The organism is Massilia sp. UMI-21, from assembly GCA_015277795.1.
Classification (GTDB): Bacteria; Pseudomonadota; Gammaproteobacteria; order Burkholderiales; family Burkholderiaceae_D; genus Telluria.
In genome coordinates, this window is record CP063848.1 from 2938994 (window position 1) to 2964157 (window position 25164).

Below are 25164 nucleotides of genomic sequence, written 5' to 3' on the forward strand. Positions count from 1 at the left end.
ACCCATCAAAGTTGCGCCTCGCTGTCGGTGCCTGACTGGGCTAATTCATACACGGGTTCGAAAATGCGGCGGAGAGTCTTGTCATCCGCGCTCGGCTCACGGGCGTCGAGCAAGTACGCATGAATTCCAGCAAGAAAGGCTGACTCTTCCCTGTCCAGACTGAGTGCGGAATTGGTGTGCCAAGCCTTCGCGATGACTTGGGCGACGGACGCTGGCGCGTCGGATTCTTCTGAGGACTCGTCGATACCCATGCTGTGTTTAGGCGTGCAATAGCCGAACGACGAGTGTACTCAGCGCTGAGAGCAATATCTTGACGCATCACACGTCGACGAGGTCCTGTTGTGTGGGCGCTCGTTGCGGCACTTTCCTGGACCGGACAGCAGGAAGCTATCGATAGATTGTCGAAAGACGTGTGATGTGGTTCTTAAAGTGAGCCTGCCGAGTAGCTTCAGCTATTCGAGGGCGAAACGCCGGCATCGGCGATCGCACATATACATAGGTTGGGCGGTCGGCACAGTCGGCGCCTCCGACTGCCCAGTATGTGTCGTACCGGGAAGCAGTGCGCTGGCGGAGCCAGTATGTTTTGCCTCGCTCTGAGTTTTTTTGTGCTACCGCTAGTAGTTCCCGGAAACTTTCAATGCAAGCACTAGAAAATATATGGGCGAGCACCCAAACTTGTGTCGCTGGCGACCAGTGCCCAGGGCAAGGAGAAGCCCGAGCTGACAGCCAGCCGACAATACCGTACATTTCTAGATCGGTTTCGCTAAAAAGATATCGTGGAGTGCCGCAGCCTTCCCAGATCATCCTCCAGCGGATAAAAGCCTCGGCGACTGGACAGAAACTGCTGGTGATCTCTCCTTCAACCCGCCACCAGAGATGCTGGGCGGCGGTGAAAACACAACGGCGATGGGGACCTACCACGTGCCGCCATAATCGCCGACGCAGGGCTCGATACACAGCCTTTAAGCTCGCCAACTCGGCATCGCTCTTTGATGCGACTGTCCGTGCAACCGAGAGGTCAACGTCGGCGGAATCATCTGCTAAAGGGTCATCGTCTTCAAATAGAATGGTACGTGATACACCTCGCTCACAATGTTCAACGCGTTCCATTGTAAGATGCAGCTGCTGACTACCTCTGCCGTATCCAGTTTCCTCAAGTACATGCGAAACGAATCCGAGGTATCTTGAGATGTAGCCGGAGCGCTCGATCGGCGAGAATGAAATTTCCCCCTGTGCGAGCTGAAGGGTCTTTTTGCCGAGTTCGAGTTTCGAGGTAAGCACACGATCCTCGAACTGAAAAAACCGTTGAAGCCTGGTTAAGAAACCATGCTCTTTTAACCGAGGTATCAGCATGTTCGCACGCGGCGCGCGCAACCTGGGAGCCCAGTCCATTCCGCAATGGATGCATGCAAAAGGTTTTGAGAATATATCCGACCTCAACCTGTAAGGCATCTCAGAATTACATTGAGGGCATGTGGAGCGAATAGCAGTCCGATGAATAGGGCAATAAGCTGCCATCGAGACTTGGAATATAGCCGGATGAAACCCGCGCTGAAGGCATAATTCGCACCAACGCAGATTGTCGCTTGATCTGAGCCTCCCCTCGGGAAGAATTTCTTGGAGAAATGCCGAGCGCACTTGAGTTTGACCAACTCGAAAAATATTGCTCATCTCTTCAAGATCGAATACGTCGGCGCTGCGGAGGTCGACATCGGGTCGACCACATATCGCAGCCCTCCTCCGGCAATTTGCGCTCACGAATATTTTTGCAAGCTCGCGAGCGGACAGCGCGTTGAGCATAGCAAACTTCATAAGCAGGCCGAAGCTTGAGTCGATGCCGCTGTACCAGTCGTCGCGCCAGGTCCATCCAGCGACTGGTGGCCGAACAGTATCAAGAATTATTCGCGCGCTCTTCATTACGCTTCTTCGCGGCTAAATCCGTCGCTGGCAACCCTAAGCGCAGCTCCTCCTGCGCTTCTACATACATGGCATCCTTGATCGCCTTGTTCCAGATATCCCGACTAAATCGAAAATCAGGCGCGTCAAGATGCTTATTCTCTGACAGCGCGATCTCTACGGTATGGGCGAAGTACTGCATAGGAATCTCGATGTCAAAGGTAAAGCCGGCATTAGCATGCGCCGTACAAAATGCCTCCCACAGGACGTTTGCCTGATCAAGCAGCCTTAGGCCACTGTCATAAGCATTCGGATAGAAGAACCTTGTGTAGGACCAATCGGACCCTTGAGGAAAATAAGCTTCGTCGTATGCTGCTAAACAAGTAGCTATGTCTTCGGCGCTGCAAAGCCCGTCGAAGCGCATTTCTACAATCATGAAGCGTAATACGATCTGGGTGTGGTTACTTTGCCGTAATGCTGTCTTCTGATGAAGCAATTGTGGCTGCCCCACCAAAAAAGTGATCATTCGAATCCCTCTCCTTTCAAGCTTATCGTGCACATCGCGCAACCATTCGTACTCCGTCACCCCGAGCTTCTGCGCCTCGTCCCCGAAAAAAACAACCCAGTTGTGCCCCGATCTGTCGACAAGCTCACATATTCGCTCAATCAGTCGTATGCGTTTCTTCGTTACAGACCCTGGCGCTGCTCCCTTATGTCCTACTGCTTCAAGAAGGTTTGCGAAGAAGCCATCTTCCGATGGCGCTTTCTTAAACTCACAGCCGAAACTAATAAAAACCGATTCAGGGAAGTCTGCCTGGAGGACATTGATGACGTAGCGAATACTGTAGGTTTTGCCGAAACGGGGATACGCGTAGATAATCGCACCAGGAGTTCGTAGGCGAATCAGGCGTTTGACACGTTCAGTCAGAGCATCGATCGAAGGCGTCGGAACAATGTAGGTTTGCTGTGTTACCGGATGCTCAGCAAATGTGACGGGCCGGAGATACGTTATCAAAGCAACTCCTAGAATGTAACAGTACGACGGATTTTAAGAACCCGTGGCTGCGCTGGAGTCAGATCGGAGGAATTTGGTTCAGCGGTGTTTTCTTTCTGCTCCTCGCTGCTTGCACGGAGAGTTCGGCTAGCTAAACTGTTCTCCGGTACGCGTGGAGCTGGGGCGCTTGCCGGGGGAAGCAACGAAACGTTCACATGTGCTTTCGCTAAATCATTTGCCGCCTTCTTGTTTGTTTGAGCTTGGCTCCACTTGTATTTTTCCCACAGTTCGATCGGGTTTTCACCTTCTCGGACGAGCAGCTTTTTCTCTGCTATCAGGCGATGTATCTCTTGTCGAACGCGAAGCGAATGCGGCGTAAAGCACCATGGCCGCGCTGCGGTTAAAATGCCGAGTTCCGATCCATCTTCGAAGAACGCCTTCACAACTCGGATGTCCCGAACGTCATAATAGATTCGCAATTTTTTTCCAATTAATCCAGCATTACTAGCCAAGACTTCGTTGGTATACCGAGCGTTGGAGAAGTTGATGTGGGGACGGACGCCGTTTCGAAGTGAACCTTTCACTGTAACGACGCGAGCCTCCTGTAACAGGCAAAGACTTGAGCGCAGGAATACTGGAAGCTTTCGTAAATATCCAGGTCGATTCACTGAATATGCGACCGCCTCCAACGGAGTGCGCCCGCCAATGCCGCCGTGAGGTTCACCGTTATAATTTCCGAGAAGAACTTCGATCAGTTCTTCCAATTCGTGATACTCCACTAGCAGAGAGATATCAGAGCCAGGATCGCTGAGGGCCCTCTCTATTGACGACGGATCACTCCCCAGATTTCCCGGCAGTCGGTGCGCGAAGTGAAGTGAGATAAGGTGAAAAAAACGTTCGATGAAGGGTCGCTCGTTTGGCTCACCAGCCGGCCCATTGTCCGACCAACAGCCGATAATCTGGTTTAACCTGATCTGCGTATCCACGGCGAGATGCGACTTTGCGCCGTCGACACGCAACCAGTTCCAGCACGCGTACGCGGCGCCTGGAACCGATGACGATGGAAAACCTCCACCAGCCTTTATTTGGAGACCAGGAATCGTATACGAGCGTGGCGCGAATGGGCTGAGCGCTGACTGCAATGCGGTTGCCACGTCGTCCTTGTTATATTCTTTTCCAAGGGCGAGCGAATACCCAATCACGCTTCTCGAATAGACATCGAGAAGCACAAGAATCCAGATGCGGTGAAGTTCGAGACACTGCTCGAACCCGAAGGGATCCTTCAGTTTTACCGTCAAACGTAGGTCGATCTTGTGCCCGTCAAACTCAACGACTTCGAACGCACGCGTGGCAGCAGGCGCCTGTTCTTTACCACTTACCGCCGCACCCGCCTTCAGGCCGCCTGCATTGGTCACTGCTGTCCCGTATTCCTTCTCTGCCATGGTTTTGAAATACTTTTGCAGCGTTCGAAAGCCGAGTCGACTCTCGGTGAACGGGTATTCGTTTGGCTTGATCCCTTCCGTACGGCACGCTTTGAGGAATAGATCGTGCACCTCTCGAAGTGGCTTGCGCACTTCGCGCGCCGACTTTATCTTCTCGTTGCGTTTCCTTGCATGCTTGTTCAGAAGCTTCTCGATATTCGGATAGTTGCGCAACAAGCGCTGGAATGCCCCCGATGAACCGCCGTGCCCCAACATTTCCTCACGTATCGCTGCGGATCGTTCGTAGGACTTCAGTCGACTATAGGGAATGGCCCCTCGGAATCCGTAGATGCGCCCATCAGGGTGTTTTTTCCAGCAACGAGCGAGCGCACGATATAGTGAGGCCCTGGTCACTCCAGTGGTCTCGAGGATGATGGAGACAGGTGTGTGTGGGTCTGTCAGGAAGATTGTGATAGCTTCGCAAAGCTGCTTGAAGGAGGATCGCGACTCCTCTGAAAGTGCCATTGGATCGACGGCAGGCCAGCTTATGAGGTCGGCCAGGTGCTCAGGTATCGAGAATCTGTCAAACTTCAGCGCCCCAAAGACTAGCTCTTTCATGATTTAGCCTCGATCACAGTTCGGGACGAGAACGTTTCGCTTCCAAGGGTGCTGCATATTGCACGCCCCTGGTGAAGTAAGGACACGACCGCAACACGTAACAGTACGGGATCCTCTTCAGCGAAATGTTGCTCGAGTTCGGTCAGGGTTTTAAAGGAAGGAAGCGCTTTTAGTACCTGGTCCGATAATGCCTTTGGAACATATCTTCCAAAAGCAGAGAGGTCGCAGAGGAAAGACTCCCAATTCGACAACAACAATTTTTGCCGCGCAATGTCATCAGGATCCACGAAGGCAGGCTCGACGTTCGAACTAGCAGCCCAGGCCCTGAACGCTGGGATCGAAGAAGGATGATCTAATCTGGATGCAAGTTCGCTGGGGCGCAGTAGAAAAATGAATTCTTCGCGTTCCTTCCGGCAGACCCAGAAATCCACTACCCGCTTGCGCTTAAGGTCGGGGAGGCTAAGCGGACGCTCGCAATAGGCTACGACGTCTGGATCGGCCTCAAGCAGAGTCCATGCATCGAGCGCGTCACGTCCGAAGAGTGCCAACTGCCGTTGTATCTTGGGACCGAACACATCATAGCGATGGCTTCCGTGCGGACGACTATTGTCAGTGGGACTTGCGAACCTCAGTGGAACAGACATGACACCTCCTGAACCCAACGTTAGCGATTAGGCAATCTTAACTTAGAGAATCTTTTTGTGCCATAACATTTTTCCGCGGCCCTGCTCTACCCTCTGATGTGCTGTTAGGCGTTTGAGTCTAAGATCGTTGGATCCAGTTTTTGGTTGAGAAGCCTGCGATTCGCGACATTGAGGCCGCGCAAGAAGGCTATGATGAAGTCTTTGCCGGCATGTCTGCGAGATCTACAGGGACCTTCATGAAGGGTGCCGAGTGAACTCCATTGAATAGAGTATGAAGACCTTCCAATTGACTCGCATGGGCGAAACCGCTCTAGGTGGCAGCGCACCCCAGGCCAGAGTCATCGCGAAGTTTCAGAATTAGTTCGCGCGTTCGCCGAGTTTCAAAGTTAGTTCGCGATAAAGCGAACTAACTTTGAGATAGCAGAGTAAAGAAATCGCGTAGAATCAAATAGTTACATGCGAACGAGACAGGTCGAATTTAGTTCGCCGGACGACTGCCTGAACCGCCGTCCCCTCGCGTCGAAGACAAGCACTCGCCACCGATGATGCCGGCGCCGGCAGGACCTCCGTGCTGGCCGCGTCACAGGCGTCCACTCAGGCCCGGCCCGCTGCGCTGCCCGCGGGCTGGAATCAGTCCTGCACGGAGCCTGCGCGCCACAGGATCGCCGACGCGTCGTCCGCCCGTTTCACCGTGGTCGCCGCAGCGTCCTGCATGTGCGCCTCGTGACGCCGCAGCACATCGAGCGCCGCCGGTAGCCCGTGTTCCATGCACAGCGTGAACAGGCTTTCCGGCGTCAGCAGTTCATAGGTGTCGACCAGGCGATAGAACCCGTCCGTCATGCACAGCAGCGTCGCGCCGGCCGGCGCATCCACGGCGACGCTGCGTGCGCCGAACGGGCCGTTCGGGCGCAGGCACAGCGCATTCGTGCCGGCGACCGTGTTCTGGAATTCGCGCCGCGCGCGCAGGATCGGCATCAGCCGGGCCTGGCGGGTGGCGTCGTCGTCGAGGCCAGCGGCCTGCAGAATGGCGATTTCCGCGCGCAGGATCGCTTCCTGCGGATTCACGAACGGGTCGAGATCGTGTACCGCACCGTCCGGCGTGCGCATCAGCACCTTGCAATCGCCCAGGCAGTACAGGTCGAGCCGGTGGCCGTCGCCGAGTTGGCGCGCACGCACCCATGTCAGGGCCGCGATCGGCCAGGCATGCAGCGGAATCGATCGGCCTGCGCTGCGTTCGCAAAACTCGCGGTAGGCGGCGTCGGCGGCGGCGTGCACGGCCGCCGCCTGGTCCTGGGCGGACGCGCTGCCGGCGCATAGTGCGGCTGCCACCCGCCGTACGAACCAGACGACGTCGCCATCGAGCGGATCGATATAATCGCGGTCGGCAACCGGGCTGGCACCGTCGATGATGAAAAGATCGGTACCCCGAGGGCCACGAACATGTCCGGCCCAGTCTTCGTTGTGATGCGCTTGCGCGCCGGACGAGAGCACGGCGATGGACATATCTGGTTTCCTTTTGAAACGACGCTGAACGGCGGCCTCTTCGACAGAGCACGAAGGCACATGTCCGCGCCGGGTTATCGAACTCGACATTATATATGCTAATGTCGACTGAGATTTAGCATGAATATGCTACAGGAATCGGCGACACGGAGGCGCCTGCCTGAGCGGCAAACCCTTGTCGGCACCAGGATCCGCGTAAGCTGGCGCGCGAACTTTTCCAGGAATTGCGCGGTCTACCCTTTGGTCGGGATGACGCAGGCGTGCGTCGCTGTCGCGGCCGTGCGCCTGCAGTGGCCGCCGTTCCACCGCTCCACACTGCCCCGCTCGACGCAGATCGCGCCCTGCGGAGTGCGACCCCTGGAATTCCCGATCGAACGCGCGAAGGAACTTAGCTCAGGAGCCCGACATGCCCATCAAACCGATCCTTTCAATGCGCAGCCTGGCCGCGCTGTTGGTGGCAACCGGACTGGTCGCCTGTGCCACTCCCCCCGCCAGCCAGGATGCTGCCGGACAAGCGTCGACCCGGTCGGCGAACCCGGGCGCCGCGGGCACCTCCGGGACTTCCTGGGGGACCTCCTCCGCCCAGGGCGGGATGATGGGGCCGGGCATGACCGGCAGCCACGGCGCTTGCGCGATGACGGGCGGCGCCGGCGCAGGAACCCGGGCCGGCTGCCCCATGGCGGGCGGCAGCCAGGCGAGCGGCGCCGGTGCGATGCAACAGACAAACCGGGAGCAAATGTGCTCGATGTACCGCGGAATGCGGGATGCCCCCAACGAACAGGCCCGGCAAGGCATGATGGAACAATATATGCCGGCCATGTCACCCGAGATGCGTCAACGGCACATGGAGATGATGCAACAGCAGTGCCAATAGCATCGGCGCAATCCGGCGTGCAGCGCCCTACTTCGCGCGGCCGCGCAGGCGCAGCGCGTTGCTGATCACGGACACCGAACTCAGACTCATCGCCAGCGCCGCGACCATCGGCGACAGCAGGCGGCCGGTAAATGGATACAGCAGGCCGGCAGCCAGCGGGATGCCGAGCGCGTTGTACAGGAAGGCAAAGGCCAGGTTCTGCCGCATGTTGCGTACCGTCTCGAAGGACAGCAGGCGCGCCCGTGCGATGCCGCGCAGGTCCCCTTTTACCAGGGTCACGTGCGCCGAATGAATCGCGACGTCGGTACCGGTCCCCATGGCGATGCCGACATCGGCCTTGGCCAGCGCCGGGGAGTCGTTGATGCCGTCGCCCGCCATCGCGACCGTCTTTCCCTCGGCCTGCAGCTTCTCCACCAGGGCCAGCTTGTCCTGCGGCTTGACCTCGCCGTGGAATGCGGAAATGCCGAGCGCCGCCGCCACCGACCTGGCGGTGCTGACGCCGTCGCCGGTGGCCATGACCACCGTGATGCCTGCTTCCCTGAGCGCCGCCAGGGCCTCCGGGGTGCTCTGCTTGACCGGGTCGGAGACCGCCACCAGCCCCAGGAGCTGCCGGTCGGCCGCCAGGTACATCACGCTCGCGCCCTGGAGACGCCAGCTTTCCGCCTGCGCAGCCAGTGGTTTCCAGTCGACCCCCTCGACGTCCATGAGCGCGGTATTCCCGAGTGCGATCTGCCTGCCTTCGACCACGCCGTGCACGCCGATGCCGCTGGACGACTCGAAGTGCTCGGGCTTGGCCATGGCCAGGCCGCGGCGCCGGGCCTCGGCGACGATCGCATGGGCCAGCGGATGCTCGCTGCCCTGGTCGATGCTGGCGGCCACCCGCAAGACTTCCTCCGCCGCGTGGTCGCCGCCGCCCGACAGCGCGGCCGCCGCGTGGAAGGCCGGCTTGCCTTCGGTGAGCGTGCCGGTCTTGTCGACGATCAGGGTATCGATCTTGCGCAGGTCCTCGATGGCCGCCGCGTCGCGGAACAGGATGCCCTCGGTGGCGCCACGGCCGGTGGCCGCCATGATCGACATCGGCGTCGCCAGCCCCAGCGCGCAGGGACAGGCAATGATCAGCACCGAGACGGCATTGACGAAGCCGTACACCCAGCTTGCCTGCGGTCCGAACAAGCCCCAAGCGAAGAGCGTGAGCACGGCGACCGACACCACGGTCGCCACGAAATAGCCGGCCACGACGTCGGCCAGGCGTTGCATCAGCGCGCGTGAGCGCTGGGCCTGCGCCACCATCTGGACGATCTGCGACAGCATAGTCTGCGCGCCCACCTTGTCCGAGCGCACGACCAGGCTGCCGCTGGCGTTGATCGTGGCGCCGATTACCTTGTCGCCCGGCCGCTTGGTCACCGGCACCGGCTCACCGGTCAGCATGGACTGGTCGACTGCGCTTTCGCCCTCGAGGACGACACCGTCCACGGGAACTTTCTCACCGGGACGCACTCGCAACGCGTCGCCGGGGTGAACATGTGTCAAGGGAATGTCTTCCTCGCTGCCATCGGCATGGACGCGCCGCGCCGTCTTCGGCGCCAGGCCGAGCAGCGACTTGATCGCAGCCGAGGTCTGCGAACGTGCCCGCAGTTCCAGGATCTGCCCCAGCAGGGTCAGTGAAATGATGACCGCCGCCGCCTCGTAGTACACGCCGATGCGCCCGTGCATGGCGAAGTTGCGCGGGAAGATGCCGGGGGCAACGGTCGCGACCACGCTGTAGCCGTAGGCTGCGGCCACGCCCAGTCCGATCAGCGTCCACATGTTCGGTTTGCGGTTGCGGATGGATTGCACCCCGCGCGTGAAGAACGGCCTGCCGGCCCACAGCACGACCGGGGTGCTCAGCAAGAGCTCGATCCAGCTTTGCCCGGGCAGCCCGCCCCCGAACAGGCGATGCCCCGCCATCGCCAGCACCGTCACGACCACCGTCATCGGCAGGGTCCACCAGAAGCGGCGCTTGAAATCCAGCAGTTCCGGGTTGTCCTCTTGTTCGAGCGAGGGCAGCATCGGCTCGAGCGCCATGCCGCAGATCGGACAATTGCCGGGCTCGGGCTGGCGGATCTCGGGATGCATCGGGCAGGTGTAGAGACTGCCTTCCGGCGCGGCGGGCGCCGGTCCGGCTCCGGACCCGCCCAGGTGCCGCTGGGGCGCCGCACGGAATTTGTCCATGCATCCGGTACTGCAGAAGTAATAGGCCTGCCCCCCGTGCCGGACTTCTCTCGAAGGCTCGGCGGCGACTGTCATCCCGCACACCGGGTCGGTGAAGCACGCGCCACCGGTCGCCTGCCCGTGGCCGATGCCGTGGCCACTTCCCGGCCCTCGATCCGCTTGAGGGCCGTGGTGGCCGGGGTGGTCGTCAGGCGTCAGCTCGTTCATGTCGACAGCTTTTCCGGTGTCGTCCATGGGCGCCGGTGTGCGCCGGCACCGCCGTTCAGTCCGCCGCCTCACTTGCCGGATAGCCGGCGGCGGCGGTCGCATGGGCGAGCGCGGCCGGCGCTTCCGCGCGCTCCACCTGGGCCAGTCGGTCCTTCAACGATACATCGACCCTTGCCTGCGGGTCCAGTGCCCGCACGGCACGCGTGACCATCTTTTCCACTTTGAGTGTACGCACGGATTTGCTCCTGCACGATCGATATGCTTGCAGCTTGAACTTTCCCATCGCAGGAAGATTAAGCTCAGGCTGGGGGGCCGACGATGCCACCGACAGAAGGCGCACGCCCTTCCAGTTACGGCAAGGTCAAGCGCTTTCGACCTGCTTCCTGCCGCGCACTTTCATCCGATCGGCGCTCGCAGGTCGTGACTTTGGTCAGCCTCGAGTCGGTTATCACTTGAAAACCGCCGTGATATACTCCGCCTGCCCATGAACCGCACTGTCAAGACATTCCTCGTTTGGCTATTGATGCTCATGCTGCCGCTCCATGCGGCCGCTGCGAGCGTCGGGATGTCCTGCGCGCCGGTTCGCCAGCATGTGACGGCCGAGGTCGGCATGCCGCACCACCAGCCGGCGGCGCCAGCCCATGCGCACCACGGCGGCGCGCACGGCGACCATGCGGTGCAGGCGGATCACGGCGCGGCGCCGGATGCCGGCCATCATGGCTCGGCAAGCGACATTGCGAAAAAGGCGCACTCGTCCTGCAGCGCCTGCTCGGCGCTCTGTGCCGGCGCGGTGGCGCCACCATCGGCCATCCTGTCCCTCCCCTCCTTCGACGGCTCCGACGCCCGCGTCGTGTCGCCCGCGGACTTCGCCGCCGGCTTCATCCCGGACGGTCTACAGCGACCTCCCCGGCATCGCTCCGCTTAATCAGGCCCCGCGCAGCGCGCGCACCGGAAGCTGACTTCAGCCATCCGGCGCCGATGCGCATGCATCCCTGGCAAGCGTGCGTCCGACGCACGAGCTGCTACCGATTTTGAGGAGTCACGATGAAACCCATGCAATTGGCCGCCGTCCTCGGCGTGCTGGCGGCGGCGCCGTTCGCGCATGCCCAGCAAGCGTCCCGCCCGTCCGACCCGGGCGACCCCGCCGATCCGACGCTTGCAGTTCCCCGGCCCGAATATGTGTCCGCCTTCGCGCCCGCCTTCGCGGACCATGCCCCCTTGCAGCAGGACAGCGGCGCCACGCCGGACAAGACCTGGCGCCGGATGAACGATGCGCTCACGGAGAAGCCGGCAGAGGCTACCCATGCGGCGCATGCGTCGCAGACGACCTACGCCGCCCCGGCGCAGGCCGGCGGCCACGCGCACGCCCGGAAGGCGCCGGCGCCGGCCCAGCCAGCCACACCTGCGGCTTCGTCCGCGCACTCGGGTCGTCAACACCACTGAGACAAGCCAAGGCACAACAATGACAAGATACACCTCGTCTCCCATGCTGCGCGCCGTCGCCACCGGCGCGCTCGCGGCGCTCCTGGGCGGCTGCGCCAGCTTTTCGCCGGACGGCGGCCTCGACGCCGTATCGGCAATGACCTCGGCGCGCACCGGCCAGGACCTGCAGCTGACGCAGGCCAAGCACGACAGCGGCGCAACCCAGGCCGAAGTCGCGCGCCTGTTGGGCGCACCGCTCACGGCCGACGGCGCCGTGCGGGTGGCGCTGCTGAATAACCGCGGTCTGCGCGCTTCGCTGGCCGGCCTGGGCGTGGCCGAAGCCGACCTGGTGCAGGCTGGACGGATGCGCAACCCGGGCTTGAGCTTCAGCCGCATGTCCGGCGGCGGCGAAACCGAAATCGAACGCGGCGTGATGTTCGACCTGGTCGGCCTGCTGACCATCCCCATCCGGCGCGATATCGAAGCGCGTCGCTTCCAGGGCGCCAAGCTGGCTGCCGCAATGGACGCGGTGCGCCTGGCCGCCGACACGCGCAAGGCCTGGTTCAACGCGGTTGCCGCGGCCCAGTCCGCGCAATACGCGGAACAGGTGCGCGAAGCCGCCCAGGCCAGCGCCGAGCTGGCCCGGCGGATGGCCAGGGCCGGTAACCTCAGCGCCCTCGACGGGGCGCGCGAACAGGTGTTCTCGGCCGAGGCCACGGCGCAGCTGGCGCGGGCGCGTCACCAGGCGACCGCGGCGCGCGAACAGCTTGCCCGCCTGATGGGCGTGTGGGGCGCGCAGACCGCGTTTACCCTGCTGGAGCGGCTCCCCGACCTGCCGGCCGCGCCGCGCGACGGCGATAATGTCGAGTCGCTGGCGATGCGGCAGCGGCTCGACGTCCAGCTCGCGAAGCTGGATGCGCAAGCCACGGCACGCGCGCTGGGCCTGAGCAAGGCCACCGGTTTCGTCAACGTGCTGGATGCCGGCTACGTCAACACCAGCAAGACCGGCGCGCCGCGCGAACAGGGTTACGAGATCGAGCTGGTCTTGCCGATCTTCGACTGGGGCGGCGCGCGCGTCGCCAAGGCCGAGGCCCTGTACATGCAGTCGGTCCACCGCACCGCCCATGCCGCCACGAGCGCCCGCTCGCAGGTGCGCGAAGCCTACTCGGCCTATCGCACCAACTACGACCTGGCCCGCCACTATCGCGACGAGATCGTGCCCCTCCAGAAGAAGATTTCGGAAGAAACCCTGTTGCGCTACAACGGCATGCTGATCGGCGTGTTCGAGCTGCTGGCCGACGCGCGCGCCCAGATCACCCGCGTGACCGCGTCGATCGAGGCGCAGCGCGATTTCTGGATTGCCGAGACAGCGCTGCAAGCCGCGATCAACGGCAGCGGCGGGAGCGCCGCCGCAGCGGCATCGGTGGTCAGCTCCGCCGCCGGTTCTGTGGATGCAGCAGCGCCTGAACATTAATAAGGAATAGAGCAATGCGTTCTCGTCGAGATTTCTTTACCGGCGCAGCAGCACTGGTGGGCGCGGGCCTGGTAAGCCGGGCCGGCGCCGCCACCCTGCCCGAAGCACCGATCATGAGTAGCGCGGCGACCCAACCGCCGCCGCCGCCCCCGAACGGCCGCCCCTACAACCCGGTGGTGACCCTGAATGGGTGGTCGCTCCCCTGGCGCATGAACAATGGCGTCAAGGAGTTTCACCTGATCGCCGAGCCGGTCGTGCGCGAGATCGCGCCCGGCATGAAGGCCAACCTGTGGGGCTACAACGGCCAGAGCCCCGGACCGACCATCGAGGTGGTCGAGGGCGACCGCGTGCGCATCTTCGTGACCAACAGGCTGCCCGAGCACACCAGTATCCACTGGCACGGACAGCGCCTGCCCAACGGCATGGACGGGGTCACCGGCCTGACCCAGCCCGGCATCCAGCCGGGCAAGACCTTCGTCTACGAATTCGTCGCGCGCCGTCCGGGAACCTTCATGTACCACCCGCATGCGGACGAGATGGTCCAGATGGCGATGGGCATGATGGGCTTCTGGGTCACGCACCCGAGGAATCCGGCCCAGCACCGGGTCGACCGCGACTTCGTGTTCCTGCTCAATGCCTACGACATCGACCCTGGCAGCTACACCCCGCGCGTCAACGAGATGCTCAACTTCAATCTCTGGACCTTCAATAGCCGCGCCTTCCCCGGCATCGACACAATGAACGTGCGCCGCAACGACCGGGTGCGTATCCGGGTGGGCAACCTGACCATGACCAACCATCCGATCCACGTGCACGGTCACGAGTTCGAGGTCACCGGCACCGACGGCGGCTGGACCCGTCCCGAGTCGCGCTGGCCCGAGGTGACCACCGATGTCGCGGTGGGACAGATGCGCGCGATCGAATTCATCGCGGACGAACCGGGCGACTGGGCCTTCCACTGCCACAAGTCGCACCACACCATGAACGCCATGGGCCACGACGTCCCGAACCTGATCGGGGTGGACCACCGCGGGGTCGCCGAGAAGATCGCCAGGCTGGTGCCCGACTACATGGTCATGGGCGACAAGGGCGGCTCGATGGGCGACATGGAAATGCCGCTGCCCGACAACACGCTGCCGATGATGACCGGCCAGGGGCCGTTCGGCGGCGTGGAAATGGGCGGCATGTTCACCGTGCTGAAAGTGCGCAAGGACCAGAAGCCCGGCGACTACAGCGACCCGGGCTGGTACAGGCATCCGCCCGGCACCCTCGCCTACGAGTGGAAAGGCGAGCCGCCGGCGGCGCTTCGCAAGCAGGACGCGGGCGGCCAGTCGATGCCCGCGGCAAACGCGCCCGAGGTGGAAGTCACGGTGCGCAAACCCACTGGCCACCAGGGCCATCACTGACACATTTCAAGGAGCTGCATCATGCTGAATCGATTCATCCTGCGGTCTGCTTTTGCAGCCGCCCTGGCCATGCCGGTGCTGGCAATGGCGGCCGCCCCGGTCATCGAGGTCTTCAAGAGCGAATCCTGCGGCTGCTGCGCGGCCTGGGTGGAACACCTGAAGGCCAATGGCTTCGCACCCAAGGTGCACAACGTCGCCAACCCGGCGGACTACCGCGCACGCGGCGGCATCCCCGACGAACTGGGCTCCTGCCACACGGCGACGGCAGAGGGCTATGCCATCGAAGGGCACGTCCCGGCCAGCGACATCAAGCGCTTGCTGGCGGCCAGGCCGAAGGCGAAGGGACTGGCCGTTCCCGGCATGCCGCTCGGCTCGCCCGGCATGGAAGGCCCGCGCAAGGACCCGTTCGACGTCCTGCTGGTGCAGGGCAAGGGCAAGGCCAGCGTCTTCAAGCATTACAACTGAACCGGCCACTAAACTGGCCACTGAACCGGCCACTGCATCGAAAAACGGAAGGAAACACCATGAACGCATTCCCGATGCTGGCCCTGGCAATCGCCATGGCCACCTGCGGCACTGTCGCATTCGCACAGGACTCGCATGGCGCGCACGCCGCGCCCGCGCCCGTGGAACTGACCGAGGGCGAAGTGAAGAAGATCGACACCGATGCCGGAAAGATCACGATGAAGCACGGCCCCATCAAGAACCTGGACATGAACGGGATGACCATGGTCCTGCGCGTGAAGGATGCGGCGATGCTGGAGCAGGTCAAGGTGGGCGACAAGGTGCGCTTCGCGGCCGATCGCGTGAACGGCGCGATCACCGTCGTGCAGCTGGAGAAGCAGCAGTAAGGACGCAGTGAGGACGTAGTAAGGCGCCCTCACTGCAGCCGGTGCGCTGCGCCGCCCTTCAGACCTTGAAGTCCTCGAAGGCCACCTGGGCGTCGTCCACGCCCAGGTGGCGCAGCGTCCTGCGGGTGGCCTCCAGCATGGCCGGCGGGCCGCATACATAGAACTCGAGCGAAGCCAGATCGGGATGGCAGCGCAACAAGCCGTCGACCACCGCGTCGTCCACCAGCCCATGCATCCAGCCATCGGCGGCCTGCTCCGACAGCACCAGGCGCCAGCGGAAGTTGGGGTGGCGCTCGGCGAAGGCTTGCATTTCCTCGACGTAGGGGGCATCGCGCAGGCTGCGCGCGCCGTACCAGAAATGCAGCGGCTCGCCGCTGCCCTTGGCGAGCAGCGCATGGATCATGGCGCGCAGTGGCGCCATGCCTGCGCCGCCGCCGATGAACACCTTCTCGCGGCCGCCGGTCTTGAGTGCGAAGTCGCCGAACGGGCCGCTGAATCTCACCTCTTCACCTGCCTTCAGCGTGTACATGTAGCCCGAGCCGCGCCCAGGACTGGCGCCGGGCATGAAGCGTACCAGGAAGGACAACTGGCCGTCGAGCTGCTCGACCGGAACGCAGACCGAATACGCGCGGCGCAGCGGTGCGTGGTTGACCAGGCGCGCCGGATTGCCCGCGGCACGCCAGTCCGCGCGGTGATGTTCGGGAAGCTCGATGTCGCCGGCGTCGCGGGCGTAGGCCGGCACGTGGATCTGCACGTAGCAGCCGGGACGGCAGGCCAGCGGCTGCCGGGCACGGATCGTGATCTCGCGCAGGAAGGGCGTGAGCGCCTGTGTGCCGGTGACCGTGGCGGTATGTTCGGTCTGCAGTGCGGCCGACGCCTCCACCGCGATGTCGACGCTGCCGCGCACCGGCAGGTTGCAGGCAAGCCGGTAGCCTGCCGCCAGCTTCCGCGGCGACAGCAAGGCCCGATCAGCCGCCGTGGGCGCAGGCGCCTGGCCGAGGCAACGGACCTCGCACAGGCCGCAGCTTTGGCCGCCACCGCAAGTCGACGGCAAGGCCAGGCCGGCACGCGCCAGCGCGCGGAACACGGTATCGCCCTCGGCCGCATCGACCAAACGCACCGTCTCGCCATCGCAGCCGCGCAGCTTGACGCTGCGCCGGCGGCGCCAGGAAGCCGGCACGAACTCTGCCAGGCGCAGGCTCGTCAACAGCAGCCACACGCCGCTCAAGGCCATCCACAGGCCGGCCGCTGCGCTCGAAACCAGCAGCGGATGGTTGAAATCGGTGCGCTCGCTGTAGTCCATGATGTGCAGCATCCAGAAAAAGTCGAACAGGCGCCAGCTGCTGTTGCGGTGCTCGAGCACCTTGCCGGACACGCTGGACACGTACACCGTCGTCTCGTCGGCATCGGCGAAATCGACGCGCCATACCGCGTCCTTGTGGGCGCGCGTCTCCAGCGAGTAAGTCAACAGGCGTGGCGCGGCCGGCGCCGCGCGGCCGGCATACGAGGCGCGCGCGATGGCCAGCGCAAGCGGCGCGTCGATCGCCACGGGACGGCCGTCGGTGGCCCCGACCAGCCAGCTGCGCTGGTCGTTCTGCAGCATGTACACCGGGCGGCCGAGCAGCCAGGCGGAGCTGAGCGTCATGACCTGGGCGCCGTTCGCGGCCAGCACCGCTTCCGGCGCCAGCACATCGGCCGGCCACGCCGCGGGCAGCGGCAGGGCGGTGCGCAGCGTGCGGCCCGCGACCTTGTCCGCGTCGAGCAGGCTCATCACCACGCCACTCGACATCCACAGCAGGAACTGGATCCCGATCAGCAGTCCAATCCATTTGTGTAGCTTCTTCATCCAGTGGCTCATGCCGCCTTCCTCCGCCGGAAGCTGTAGAACAGCAGCCAGATCCCGCTCAGGGCAAAGGCCAGGCCGCTGAGCGAGGCGACACGCAGCAGGGTATTGTTGACGTTCTCGCGCTCGGCGTAGTCCATGATGTGGAACATCCAGAGGAAGTCGAACCAGCGCCACAGTGCGTGTCGGCGCGCCACCAGTTCGCCCGAATACGGCGAGAAGTACAAGGTGCTTTTGCCCGGCTCGTCGTAGTGCACGGCCCACAGGGGCACCGGCCGGCCGCCGATCTCCTGCGGCGCCCTGGTGATCCACTCGACGCCGCGGATGCGGCCCTCTCCCACGTAGGCGGCGTCGGCCAGCGCGACGATGGCCTCGCGGCCGAGCGGACTGATGGTCTTGCCGCTCGCCGCATCGACCAGGCTGGTCTGCTTGCCCTGCCTGATTTCGTATACCTCCCTGCCAAGCAGGCGCTTGAGACGCAGCGCGACGATGCCGGGGTGCTGCGCATGCAGCCGTGCCTGCGTGATGCGAATGGCGGACGGCGCCAGCGGCTCGCTCGGTACCTGGGCGAGATGGTCGCCGTGGATCACCTCCAGCGGCACCACCACCATGTAGAGGCCGCTGATCATCCATAGCAGGGCCTGTACCCCGATGACGAGTCCGATCCATTGATGTGCGCGGCGCACCCAGAAAGCTGATTGCATATCTTGTCGTCGGATGGGTTATCCCGGCCCGCGTGCGGGGCCGGAAACACGCAAAGCCGGTGTTATACCACGGCGCCCCGTCAGAACCTGGAGCCCGGGCGCAGGTGCCGGCGGTGGCCGAGCGGGTCCTGGCTCATCGTGTCCGTGTTGCCTGCGGACCAGCTTCGGATAGATGGCTGGCGCTTGTCGAACAGCTGGTCGCCCCCGGACGAAAGCGCCATGGCCTTGCCGAAGGCATACCCAGCGCCAAGGCAGGCCGGTGCGCCTGGGGCCAAGGGAGGAGTTCCACTTGCAGGAGTTGCAAGCTAGAATCATGTCCGTTCACTGACCTTCACAAAGGATTCGTGGCAGCGCCGGCCGCATGCAGATGCGGCGCCGGCCCATGTCCCCGCATTCCATGCAGCGTCTGCTCCCTGCCCGCCCCGCCGCCCGTGTTGCCCTGTTCATCGTCCTGCTGTCGCTGGCTGCTGCTGACCCGTCCGTCCAAGAGCGGCGACTTCCAGGAATATGCGCTGATGACGATCGCGCTGGCCGGGCACGGGACGCCGGATATCCGCCCGTCCGATATCGCGGTGGCCGCCAGGCTCTCGCCTGAACCCGGTTTCGTCGACATGCACGAGCGGCTGCGCGCCGGCATGCGCCAGGGCGTGGACCATCCCTTCCCCGGTTTCATCCGCGCCGGCGACGACGGCTATTACGCGATCCACTTTTTCGCCTATCCGGCGCTGGCCGCGCTGCCGTTCAAGCTGATCGACGCCGCCGGCGGCCAGCCGTTCAAGGCCTTCCAGCTGGTGAACCTGGGCGCGCTGGCCATCCTCGGCGTCGCCTTGTTCCAGTCCACCGGCTCGGCGCGGCGCGCGATGTTCGGTACCTTGTTCTTCCTGCTCTCCGGTGCGCTGCTGTACTCGAACTGGGGCAGCCCCGAGTTCTTCAGCGCCTGCGCCCTGCTGTCCGGCCTGTTGTTCGTGCTGCTGGGCCGCCCCTACCTGGCGGCGCTGTTGGCCGGGGTGGCGGCGATGCAGAATCCGCCGCTGGTCTTGTTCTCGGTGTTCGCGCCCCTGGTGCACATCTGCTATCTCCACGCGCACGAACGCATCCCGTTCGGGGCTGCCTTGCGCAGGGTCCTGCACCGCCACACCGTCCTGGCCTCGGTCCTGCTGGTGGCCCTGGCGGCGCTGCCGGTGCTGTTCAACCTGGCGAAGTTCGGCGTGCCCAGCGCAATTGCCGTGCTCGCAACCAATCCGGCCCTGATCACCCCGGCACGCCTGCTGTCCTTCTTCTTCGACCTGAACCAGGGGGCGATTGTCGGTTTGCCGGTGGCGATGCTGCTGGTGCTGGCGCCACTGGCGGCCCGGGATCGCCTGCGCTGGCTGCCCCATACGTCGAGTTCAGCCCGGCCGCGCGCCTGGTGCTGGCCGCCTTCCCGGCGGCCTATGAACCGGACCCGGAAATCTTCGCCGAACGCACGCTGCACGAAGACGGTGTCATGCACGACGACCTTGTCGCGGCCTACCCGTCGGCGGCGGCGCCGCTCAAGGTCTTGTTCAACGCCGACAGCAAGGCCGCCAATGCCGCGCTGTGCGGCGCCGGCGGACAGGTGCGGCAGGACGGCGCCAGCGGCAACTATCCGGGGGGCTGGCGCTACCTCGACGGAGCACCCTCGTGCGCCCAGGGCCGTGCACGCCTTGGAATGCTGCCCTGACGGGGCGCGCACGGCTGACGGCGCGCCGTTTGCATCGCCGCACCGAGGTGGGTCAGAATGCACTATGCGAACTGATCACTCGAAAGGAAGAGCATGGGCATCACCGTGAAGAACACCACGCCGGATACGGCCAAGGTCACCCTGGTGGGCGAAATGATGGACGGCAGCTTCGACGCCAGGGTGATGGCGGAGACCGACGTGCCGTACACCAGGTACTGGGACAACGAGCTCGAGCAACGCATCGTCTACCTGCATCCGGACCCGGATCAGCTGAAATCGATCGTCGCGGCCCTGAACGAAGGGCGGCTGTCGCTCGACGACCTGCAGAACTTCGGCAGCTCGGCCGGCGGCAGCTCGGAACTGCCAATCTGAGACCCGTGGCCACCGGCCCTGCCTAGGGCAGCAGGCCGGGAGGCAGGTTCGCGTTCGAACCCACGATCTCGTCGTGGCGTTCGTGGTCGCGCTTGTGCAGGTAGCCCGCGGTGGTCGCGATGTTGGCGTGGCCGGCGGTGTCCTGCAGGGTCTTGAGCTGGACCCCGCTGTTGGCATGGTTGGTCAGCATGGTGTGCCGCAGCCAGTGGGTCGAGGCCTGGCGCAGCGCGGCCGCACTGTCGCCGTCGCCCTGCGCCGCGGCGCGTTCGGCGGCGGCGGCGAAGACCGCCTTGAGTGCTTCGGACGCCGCTTCGTCGGTGATGCGCAGCGCTTCCTTGCTGCGGCTGGACAGCACCAGCGGGGTGCGGTCGGCGCGGCTGGCCTGCGGCAGCAAGCCGAACGCCTGGCGGTAGTCGCGGAAGGCGGCCAGCATGGCCGGCGGCACCGGCAGCCGGCGCGGCTTGGCGCCCTTGCCCATCACGTCCAGCCACCAGCGTCCGTCGCCTTCGCTGTAGATCGCCCCCATGTGGGCGCCGACGATCTCGTTCAGGCGCGCGCCGGTCTGGGCGAAGGCCACCAGCAGGAAGCGGTCGCGTTCGCGCTGGCGGATCGCGGCCGGGGTGTCGGCCGCACGCGCCGCGACCGCGTCCAGCGCATGCGCGATCGCCTGCGGCGACAGGTAGCGCGTGATGCGGCCGGCGTGGGCGGCGCGCACATTGCGCACCAGGCGCGCCGGATTGCGCCGCAGGTAGCCGGTTTGCTCGGCATAGGCGAGCAGTCCCTTGACCGCGATCATGGCCTGGCGCCGGCTGGCGTCGGACAAGGGGCCCGAGAACGGCCGGTAGCGCGGATCGTTGCGTGGCCACTTGGTGGCGGACACCCATTCGGGCGGCGGATGCCGCATGAATTCCTTGTAGGCGTTCAGGTCGGCCACCGTCAGCTGCTGGAAGCGCTTGCGCGCCTCTTCCCGGCACCAGGTAAGGAAGCGGTAGAGTTCCTTCTGGGTGTTGGCGATGGATTTCGGGCTCAGCTCGCCCTGGCCGATGTATTCGCGCGCCAGTTCGGCGTCGCTGCGGGCATCGGTGACCGGCTCGTCGGCCACGCCGCGGAAGACGGCCCCGCGCGCGCTGGCCGCCAGCCGCTGCGGCGAATCGTCTGGGAGCGGGTCGAGGTCGATCGGAAGGAAAGTGGGCATGGGCGGAATCGATACTGTGTTTATATACAGTATAGCAGCGCCGGCCCCTGCCACCAAGCGCCCATCCGCATCAGGCCTGCGCCACGCCCGCGGCGGCGTGCGCATAATGGGCTTCCAGCATCGAGGAGCCCAGCATGAACAAAGCAGTCAATCCAGGCCAGCAGCAGGATCCGTCGACGACGCTCGGCGTCGGCGGCACGACCAGCGGCCAGCAGGGCGCGACGCCTGCCCACGAAACCCAGCAGGAAACCGGAGGCAGCGGCGGCGACGGGCTGACGCGCAACCAGTCCGGCGAAACCGCGAACGCCCCAAGCGGAGCGGCCCCGGGCGGCCCCCCGCACGTCGAGGCCGAAGGCAGCGCGATGACCAACATCGGGCGCGGGCCGCAGGACACCCGTCCCGAGCAGGCCGGCGCCAGCCCGGCCGGCGCCGGGCTCGGGACGCCCCAGACCGGCGGCAACCAGGACGCCGGCGACCTGCCTCCCGGCGACTAGGGGGGGGCGAGCCCGGCCTGCGCCGGGCAGTTCGTGCTACATGCGGATGGTGCCGTGGTCGGCGTCCAGGTCCGGGGTCGAGCCCGTGACCGCGGCCTTGGCCATGGCGAACATGCGCACCATCTTGCTGTCGTTCGCATCCCAGTACTCGGCCGCGTGCGGCATCACCCGCACCAGGACCACATGCTCGTCCTCGGGGCCGGCCGGGAACCAGGCCTGCACCATCGCGTTCCAGAGCGCGTGGATTTTCGCGCGCTCGACCACGCGTTCGGCCGTGCCGCTGACCGACACCCAGGTGCTGTTGTCGGGGTCGGCGAAGCTGAGGTTGACTTCCGGCTGGTGCACGATGTTTTCCCACAGTTCGGTGGTCGTGCGGGTATAAAACCACAGGGCGCCGTCCGCATCGACCTCCTGGTTGGTCATCGGCTGGCTGACCAGGTGGCCGTTCGCATCGCGGGTGGTGAACATGGCGAAGCGCATCGAACCGATTTTCTCGGACAAGGCGGCCGCGTGGGCCTGGGCGTGATGGTCTGACATGGCATTCCTCGCAGTTTGATAGAACGACGATCCTACCCCCTGCGCGCCAAACGATCCGTGCGTCGCCGTACGCTGACCCGGCCTTGTCCCCCCACCGTGGTTCTGACGAAGAATGTCCAAATCGTCTATAGTGATGCCTCTGTACAAACATCACATTGCCATGAAATTTGACGTCGCTATTGTCGGCAGCGGTCTGGCCGGCCTGTCGGTGGCCCTGCACCTGGCGCAGACGCGCAAGGTTGCGGTCATATCCAAACGCACGCTGCTCGACGGCGCGAGCAACTGGGCCCAGGGCGGCATCGCCGCGGTACTCGACTCGAGCGACAGCCACGACCAGCACATCGCCGATACGCTGGTGGCCGGCGCCGGCCTGTGCGAGGAAGCGGCCACCCGCTACATCGTCGAGAACGGCCGCGCCGCGATCGAGTGGCTGATCGAACAGGGCGTGCCGTTTACCCGCGACGCCTCGGCCGAACTCGGCTTTCACCTGACCCGCGAGGGCGGCCACAGCCAGCGCCGCATCATCCACGCCGCCGACGCCACCGGCCACGCGGTGCAGGTGACGCTGGAACAGAAGGTACGCGCGCATCCGGACATCTCGCTGTTCGAGCACCACTGCGCGATCGACGTCATCACCTCCGACAAGCTGACCGGCAAGGGCGCGCAGGGCGCGGTGCATGGTGGCGCTCCACACTTGGTGGGCCAGCCGCGCTGCTACGGGCTGTACGTGCAGGACGAACAGTCCGGCGAGGTGCTCACCTTCGAGGCCGAGCACACGGTGCTGGCCACCGGCGGCGCCGGCAAGGTCTACCTGTACACGACCAACCCTGACACCGCCACCGGCGACGGCATCGCGATGGCCTGGCGCGCCGGCTGCCGCGTGTCGAACATGGAATTCATCCAGTTCCACCCGACCTGCCTGTACCACCCGTATGCGAAATCCTTCCTGATCACCGAGGCGATCCGCGGCGAAGGCGGCCTGCTGAAGCTGCCGCCCGAGGCGGGCAGCGCGGCGGGAACGCGCTTCATGCCGGCCCACGACGAACGCGGCGAACTGGCCCCGCGCGACGTGGTGGCGCGCGCCATCGACTTCGAAATGAAGAAGCGCGGCCTGGATTACGTCCACCTCGACATCAGCCACCAGGATCCCGAATTCCTGAAGGAACACTTCCCGACCATTTATGCGCGTTGCCTGGAACTGGGCATCGACATTACCCAGCAGCCGATTCCCGTGGTGCCGGCGGTGCACTTCACCTGCGGCGGCATCGTCACCGACCTGGCCGGCCGTACCGATATCCCGGGCCTGTACGCGGTGGGCGAGACCGCCTGCACCGGCCTGCACGGCGCCAACCGCCTGGCCAGCAATTCGCTGCTCGAGTGCGTGGTGATCGGCCGCGCCTGCGCGCACCAGATCGCGGCCGCGCCGCCGATCCAGAACCCGGCCCTGCCGCCCTGGGACGAGTCGCGCGTCACGAATGCCGACGAAGAAGTCGTCATCGCCCACAACTGGGACGAACTGCGCCGCTTCATGTGGAACTACGTCGGCATCGTACGCACCACCAAGCGCCTCGAGCGGGCCCAGCACCGCATCGCGCTGCTCAAGGAAGAGATCGACGAGTACTACCGCAATTTCCGCATCACGCACGACCTGCTGGAACTGCGCAACCTGGTCGAAGTGGCGAGCCTGATCGTCAACAGCGCACTGTCGCGCCACGAAAGCCGCGGCCTGCATTATTCACGCGACTTCCCGGACACGCTGCCCAAGGCGCTGCCGAGCGTACTGACGCCGGAACGCCGCTGACAGCCTCGCTACCTGCCTGCTCCCGCGGGCAGGTCACCATGCCATGCACCGCCCCGCCCTCACCCCTTCCACCATCCTGCTCCTGAGCGTTCCGCCCATTCTGTGGGCCGGCAACGCGGTCGTCGGGCGCCTGGTGCGCGACGCGGTGCCGCCGATGACGCTCAACCTGATCCGCTGGTCGATCGCGCTGCTGATCCTGCTGCCGCTCGGACGGGCGGCGCTCGAGGCGGGCAGCGGGGTGCTGGCCAACTGGCGCCGCTACGCCATGCTCGGATTGCTCGGCGTGGGCCTGTACAACTCGCTCCAGTACCTTGCCCTGCAGAGCTCCACGCCGATCAACGTGACCCTGGTGGCCTCCGGGGTGCCGGTCTGGATGCTGCTGGTGGGCCGCCTGTTCTATGGTGTGCCGGTCAGGCGCAAGCAGGTTGCGGGTGCGATCCTGTCGATCGCCGGGGTGCTGGTGGTGCTGTGCCGGGGCGACCTGCAAGGCCTGCTGGGGCTGCGCCTGGTGGCGGGCGACCTGTACATGATCCTGGCCACCATCGCCTGGTCCTTCTACAGCTGGATGCTGATGCAGCAGAAAGATGCGCCCGGCCTGCGCGCCGACTGGGCGGCTTTCCTGCTGGCGCAGGTCGGCTACGGGGTGCTGTGGTCGGCGCTGCTCTCCGGCGGCGAATGGGCGCTGCGTGACGTGCACATCGGCTGGAGCTGGTCGCTGGGGGCCGCGCTGCTGTACGTGGCGGTCGGTCCGGCGATCCTGGCGATGCGCTGCTGGGGCGCCGGCGTTGAGCGTGCCGGCCCCGGCATCGCGGCCTTCTTCATCAACCTGACCCCCTTGTTTACGGCGCTGCTGTCCTCGGCGTTCCTGGGCGAGGCGCCTCACCTCTACCATGTGCTGGCCTTTGCCATGATCGTCGGCGGCATCGCGGTCTCGGCCCGCTGAGGCGGCGCCCCCATGCCTCGCGGGCCGGCGCTCCGGAACTTTTGCTGGGGAA

General features: G+C 64.4%; 23 protein-coding genes. 12 read left to right on the forward strand and 11 right to left on the reverse strand.

Annotated elements, in window-relative coordinates:
- Positions 1-5: 5 nt before the first annotated feature.
- The 5 genes from IM543_13130 to IM543_13150 all read right to left on the reverse strand — a co-directional run bounded on the left by IM543_13130 (position 6) and on the right by IM543_13150 (position 7076).
- The gene (locus IM543_13130; GenBank protein QOY92563.1) at positions 6-251 is read right to left on the reverse strand and encodes a hypothetical protein; all 246 of its coding nucleotides are present in this window, start codon (positions 249-251) and stop codon (positions 6-8) included.
- A 1640-nt stretch (positions 252-1891) separates the two neighbouring features.
- Positions 1892-2911, reverse strand: coding sequence for an ATP-binding protein (locus IM543_13135; GenBank protein ID QOY92564.1), 1020 nt, complete (start codon positions 2909-2911; stop codon positions 1892-1894).
- A gap of 8 nt (positions 2912-2919) precedes the next feature.
- Entirely contained in the window at positions 2920-4929 is a 2010-nt protein-coding gene (locus IM543_13140; GenBank protein ID QOY92565.1) for a Mu transposase C-terminal domain-containing protein, read from the reverse strand.
- A complete protein-coding gene (locus tag IM543_13145) occupies positions 4926-5573 on the reverse strand; it encodes a hypothetical protein (protein QOY92566.1) in 648 nt (215 codons plus the stop codon). The genes IM543_13140 and IM543_13145 overlap by 4 nt, the downstream gene beginning before the upstream one ends.
- A gap of 630 nt (positions 5574-6203) precedes the next feature.
- Entirely contained in the window at positions 6204-7076 is an 873-nt protein-coding gene (locus tag IM543_13150) for a hypothetical protein (protein QOY92567.1), read from the reverse strand.
- Between the two features lie 406 nt (positions 7077-7482).
- Between IM543_13150 and IM543_13155 the strand changes: the two genes are divergently transcribed.
- Positions 7483-7950, forward strand: a complete 468-nt coding sequence (locus tag IM543_13155) for a hypothetical protein (GenBank protein ID QOY92568.1) — start codon at positions 7483-7485, stop codon at positions 7948-7950.
- Between the two features lie 27 nt (positions 7951-7977).
- Here the strand turns inward: IM543_13155 and IM543_13160 are convergent, their stop codons facing one another.
- Positions 7978-10368, reverse strand: a complete 2391-nt coding sequence (locus IM543_13160) for a heavy metal translocating P-type ATPase (GenBank protein QOY96670.1) — start codon at positions 10366-10368, stop codon at positions 7978-7980.
- A 55-nt stretch (positions 10369-10423) separates the two neighbouring features.
- Positions 10424-10579, reverse strand: coding sequence for a copper chaperone (locus IM543_13165; GenBank protein ID QOY96671.1), 156 nt, complete (start codon positions 10577-10579; stop codon positions 10424-10426).
- Positions 10580-10852: 273 nt separating this feature from the next.
- Between IM543_13165 and IM543_13170 the strand changes: the two genes are divergently transcribed.
- From IM543_13170 to IM543_13195, 6 genes are all read left to right on the forward strand, one after another.
- Positions 10853-11293: a hypothetical protein gene (locus tag IM543_13170; GenBank protein ID QOY92569.1), complete on the forward strand. Its 441-nt coding sequence runs from the start codon at positions 10853-10855 to the stop codon at positions 11291-11293.
- Between the two features lie 119 nt (positions 11294-11412).
- Positions 11413-11811, forward strand: coding sequence for a hypothetical protein (locus IM543_13175; GenBank protein ID QOY92570.1), 399 nt, complete (start codon positions 11413-11415; stop codon positions 11809-11811).
- 19 nt (positions 11812-11830) lie between these two features.
- Positions 11831-13264, forward strand: coding sequence for a TolC family protein (locus tag IM543_13180; protein ID QOY92571.1), 1434 nt, complete (start codon positions 11831-11833; stop codon positions 13262-13264).
- Between the two features lie 14 nt (positions 13265-13278).
- Entirely contained in the window at positions 13279-14670 is a 1392-nt protein-coding gene (locus tag IM543_13185) for a copper oxidase (protein QOY92572.1), read from the forward strand.
- A gap of 21 nt (positions 14671-14691) precedes the next feature.
- On the forward strand, positions 14692-15135 hold the full coding sequence (locus IM543_13190; protein QOY92573.1) for a DUF411 domain-containing protein: 444 nt from the start codon (positions 14692-14694) through the stop codon (positions 15133-15135).
- A 59-nt stretch (positions 15136-15194) separates the two neighbouring features.
- Positions 15195-15521 (forward strand): copper-binding protein, encoded by a 327-nt coding sequence (locus IM543_13195; protein QOY92574.1) that lies wholly within the window; start codon positions 15195-15197, stop codon positions 15519-15521.
- Positions 15522-15579: 58 nt separating this feature from the next.
- On the opposite strand, the gene IM543_13200 is transcribed toward IM543_13195, so the two are convergent.
- Complete coding sequence (locus IM543_13200) at positions 15580-17367, reverse strand: 2Fe-2S iron-sulfur cluster binding domain-containing protein (GenBank protein ID QOY92575.1); 1788 nt, start codon at positions 17365-17367, stop codon at positions 15580-15582.
- Between the two features lie 8 nt (positions 17368-17375).
- Positions 17376-18068 carry a PepSY domain-containing protein gene (locus tag IM543_13205; GenBank protein QOY92576.1) on the reverse strand — a complete coding sequence of 231 codons (693 nt, stop codon included), beginning with the start codon at positions 18066-18068 and terminating at the stop codon, positions 17376-17378.
- A 431-nt stretch (positions 18069-18499) separates the two neighbouring features.
- Here IM543_13205 and IM543_13210 point away from each other — a divergent pair, with 431 nt between their 5' ends.
- A complete protein-coding gene (locus IM543_13210) occupies positions 18500-19879 on the forward strand; it encodes a hypothetical protein (protein ID QOY92577.1) in 1380 nt (459 codons plus the stop codon).
- A complete protein-coding gene (locus IM543_13215; protein ID QOY92578.1) occupies positions 19864-20142 on the forward strand; it encodes a hypothetical protein in 279 nt (92 codons plus the stop codon). Before IM543_13210 ends, IM543_13215 begins: the two co-directional genes overlap by 16 nt.
- A gap of 22 nt (positions 20143-20164) precedes the next feature.
- Here IM543_13215 and IM543_13220 read toward each other — a convergent pair whose 3' ends face one another.
- Positions 20165-21337, reverse strand: a complete 1173-nt coding sequence (locus IM543_13220; protein QOY92579.1) for a tyrosine-type recombinase/integrase — start codon at positions 21335-21337, stop codon at positions 20165-20167.
- Positions 21338-21471: 134 nt separating this feature from the next.
- Between IM543_13220 and IM543_13225 the strand changes: the two genes are divergently transcribed.
- Positions 21472-21831 (forward strand): hypothetical protein, encoded by a 360-nt coding sequence (locus IM543_13225; protein QOY92580.1) that lies wholly within the window; start codon positions 21472-21474, stop codon positions 21829-21831.
- Positions 21832-21867: 36 nt separating this feature from the next.
- On the opposite strand, the gene IM543_13230 is transcribed toward IM543_13225, so the two are convergent.
- The gene (locus IM543_13230) at positions 21868-22368 is read right to left on the reverse strand and encodes a pyridoxamine 5'-phosphate oxidase family protein (GenBank protein QOY92581.1); all 501 of its coding nucleotides are present in this window, start codon (positions 22366-22368) and stop codon (positions 21868-21870) included.
- Between the two features lie 160 nt (positions 22369-22528).
- On the opposite strand from IM543_13230, the gene nadB reads away from it, so the two are divergent.
- Both nadB and IM543_13240 read left to right on the forward strand, forming a co-directional pair.
- The gene (nadB, locus tag IM543_13235) at positions 22529-24169 is read left to right on the forward strand and encodes an L-aspartate oxidase (GenBank protein QOY92582.1); all 1641 of its coding nucleotides are present in this window, start codon (positions 22529-22531) and stop codon (positions 24167-24169) included.
- A 43-nt stretch (positions 24170-24212) separates the two neighbouring features.
- Positions 24213-25112 carry a DMT family transporter gene (locus tag IM543_13240; protein ID QOY92583.1) on the forward strand — a complete coding sequence of 300 codons (900 nt, stop codon included), beginning with the start codon at positions 24213-24215 and terminating at the stop codon, positions 25110-25112.
- Positions 25113-25164: the final 52 nt, after the last annotated feature.

Excerpts from the sequence above, each read along its gene's own strand:
- IM543_13195 (QOY92574.1), top strand. The coding sequence starts at position 15,195 with ATGAACGCATTCCCGATGCTGGCCCTGGCAATCGCCATGGCCACCTGC.
- IM543_13180 (QOY92571.1), top strand. The coding sequence starts at position 11,831 with ATGACAAGATACACCTCGTCTCCCATGCTGCGCGCCGTCGCCACCGGC.
- IM543_13200 (QOY92575.1), bottom strand. The coding sequence starts at position 17,367 with ATGAAGAAGCTACACAAATGGATTGGACTGCTGATCGGGATCCAGTTC.
- IM543_13225 (QOY92580.1), top strand. The coding sequence starts at position 21,472 with ATGAACAAAGCAGTCAATCCAGGCCAGCAGCAGGATCCGTCGACGACG.
- IM543_13220 (QOY92579.1), bottom strand. The coding sequence starts at position 21,337 with ATGCCCACTTTCCTTCCGATCGACCTCGACCCGCTCCCAGACGATTCG.
- IM543_13190 (QOY92573.1), top strand. The coding sequence starts at position 14,692 with ATGCTGAATCGATTCATCCTGCGGTCTGCTTTTGCAGCCGCCCTGGCC.
- nadB (QOY92582.1), top strand. The coding sequence starts at position 22,529 with ATGAAATTTGACGTCGCTATTGTCGGCAGCGGTCTGGCCGGCCTGTCG.
- IM543_13215 (QOY92578.1), top strand. The coding sequence starts at position 19,864 with ATGGGCATCACCGTGAAGAACACCACGCCGGATACGGCCAAGGTCACC.
- IM543_13230 (QOY92581.1), bottom strand. The coding sequence starts at position 22,368 with ATGTCAGACCATCACGCCCAGGCCCACGCGGCCGCCTTGTCCGAGAAA.
- IM543_13240 (QOY92583.1), top strand. The coding sequence starts at position 24,213 with ATGCACCGCCCCGCCCTCACCCCTTCCACCATCCTGCTCCTGAGCGTT.
- IM543_13160 (QOY96670.1), bottom strand. The coding sequence starts at position 10,368 with ATGAACGAGCTGACGCCTGACGACCACCCCGGCCACCACGGCCCTCAA.
- IM543_13165 (QOY96671.1), bottom strand. The coding sequence starts at position 10,579 with ATGGTCACGCGTGCCGTGCGGGCACTGGACCCGCAGGCAAGGGTCGAT.
- IM543_13150 (QOY92567.1), bottom strand. The coding sequence starts at position 7,076 with ATGTCCATCGCCGTGCTCTCGTCCGGCGCGCAAGCGCATCACAACGAA.
- IM543_13155 (QOY92568.1), top strand. The coding sequence starts at position 7,483 with ATGCCCATCAAACCGATCCTTTCAATGCGCAGCCTGGCCGCGCTGTTG.
- IM543_13170 (QOY92569.1), top strand. The coding sequence starts at position 10,853 with ATGAACCGCACTGTCAAGACATTCCTCGTTTGGCTATTGATGCTCATG.
- IM543_13140 (QOY92565.1), bottom strand. The coding sequence starts at position 4,929 with ATGAAAGAGCTAGTCTTTGGGGCGCTGAAGTTTGACAGATTCTCGATA.
- IM543_13145 (QOY92566.1), bottom strand. The coding sequence starts at position 5,573 with ATGTCTGTTCCACTGAGGTTCGCAAGTCCCACTGACAATAGTCGTCCG.
- IM543_13130 (QOY92563.1), bottom strand. The coding sequence starts at position 251 with ATGGGTATCGACGAGTCCTCAGAAGAATCCGACGCGCCAGCGTCCGTC.
- IM543_13205 (QOY92576.1), bottom strand. The coding sequence starts at position 18,068 with ATGCAATCAGCTTTCTGGGTGCGCCGCGCACATCAATGGATCGGACTC.
- IM543_13185 (QOY92572.1), top strand. The coding sequence starts at position 13,279 with ATGCGTTCTCGTCGAGATTTCTTTACCGGCGCAGCAGCACTGGTGGGC.
- IM543_13175 (QOY92570.1), top strand. The coding sequence starts at position 11,413 with ATGAAACCCATGCAATTGGCCGCCGTCCTCGGCGTGCTGGCGGCGGCG.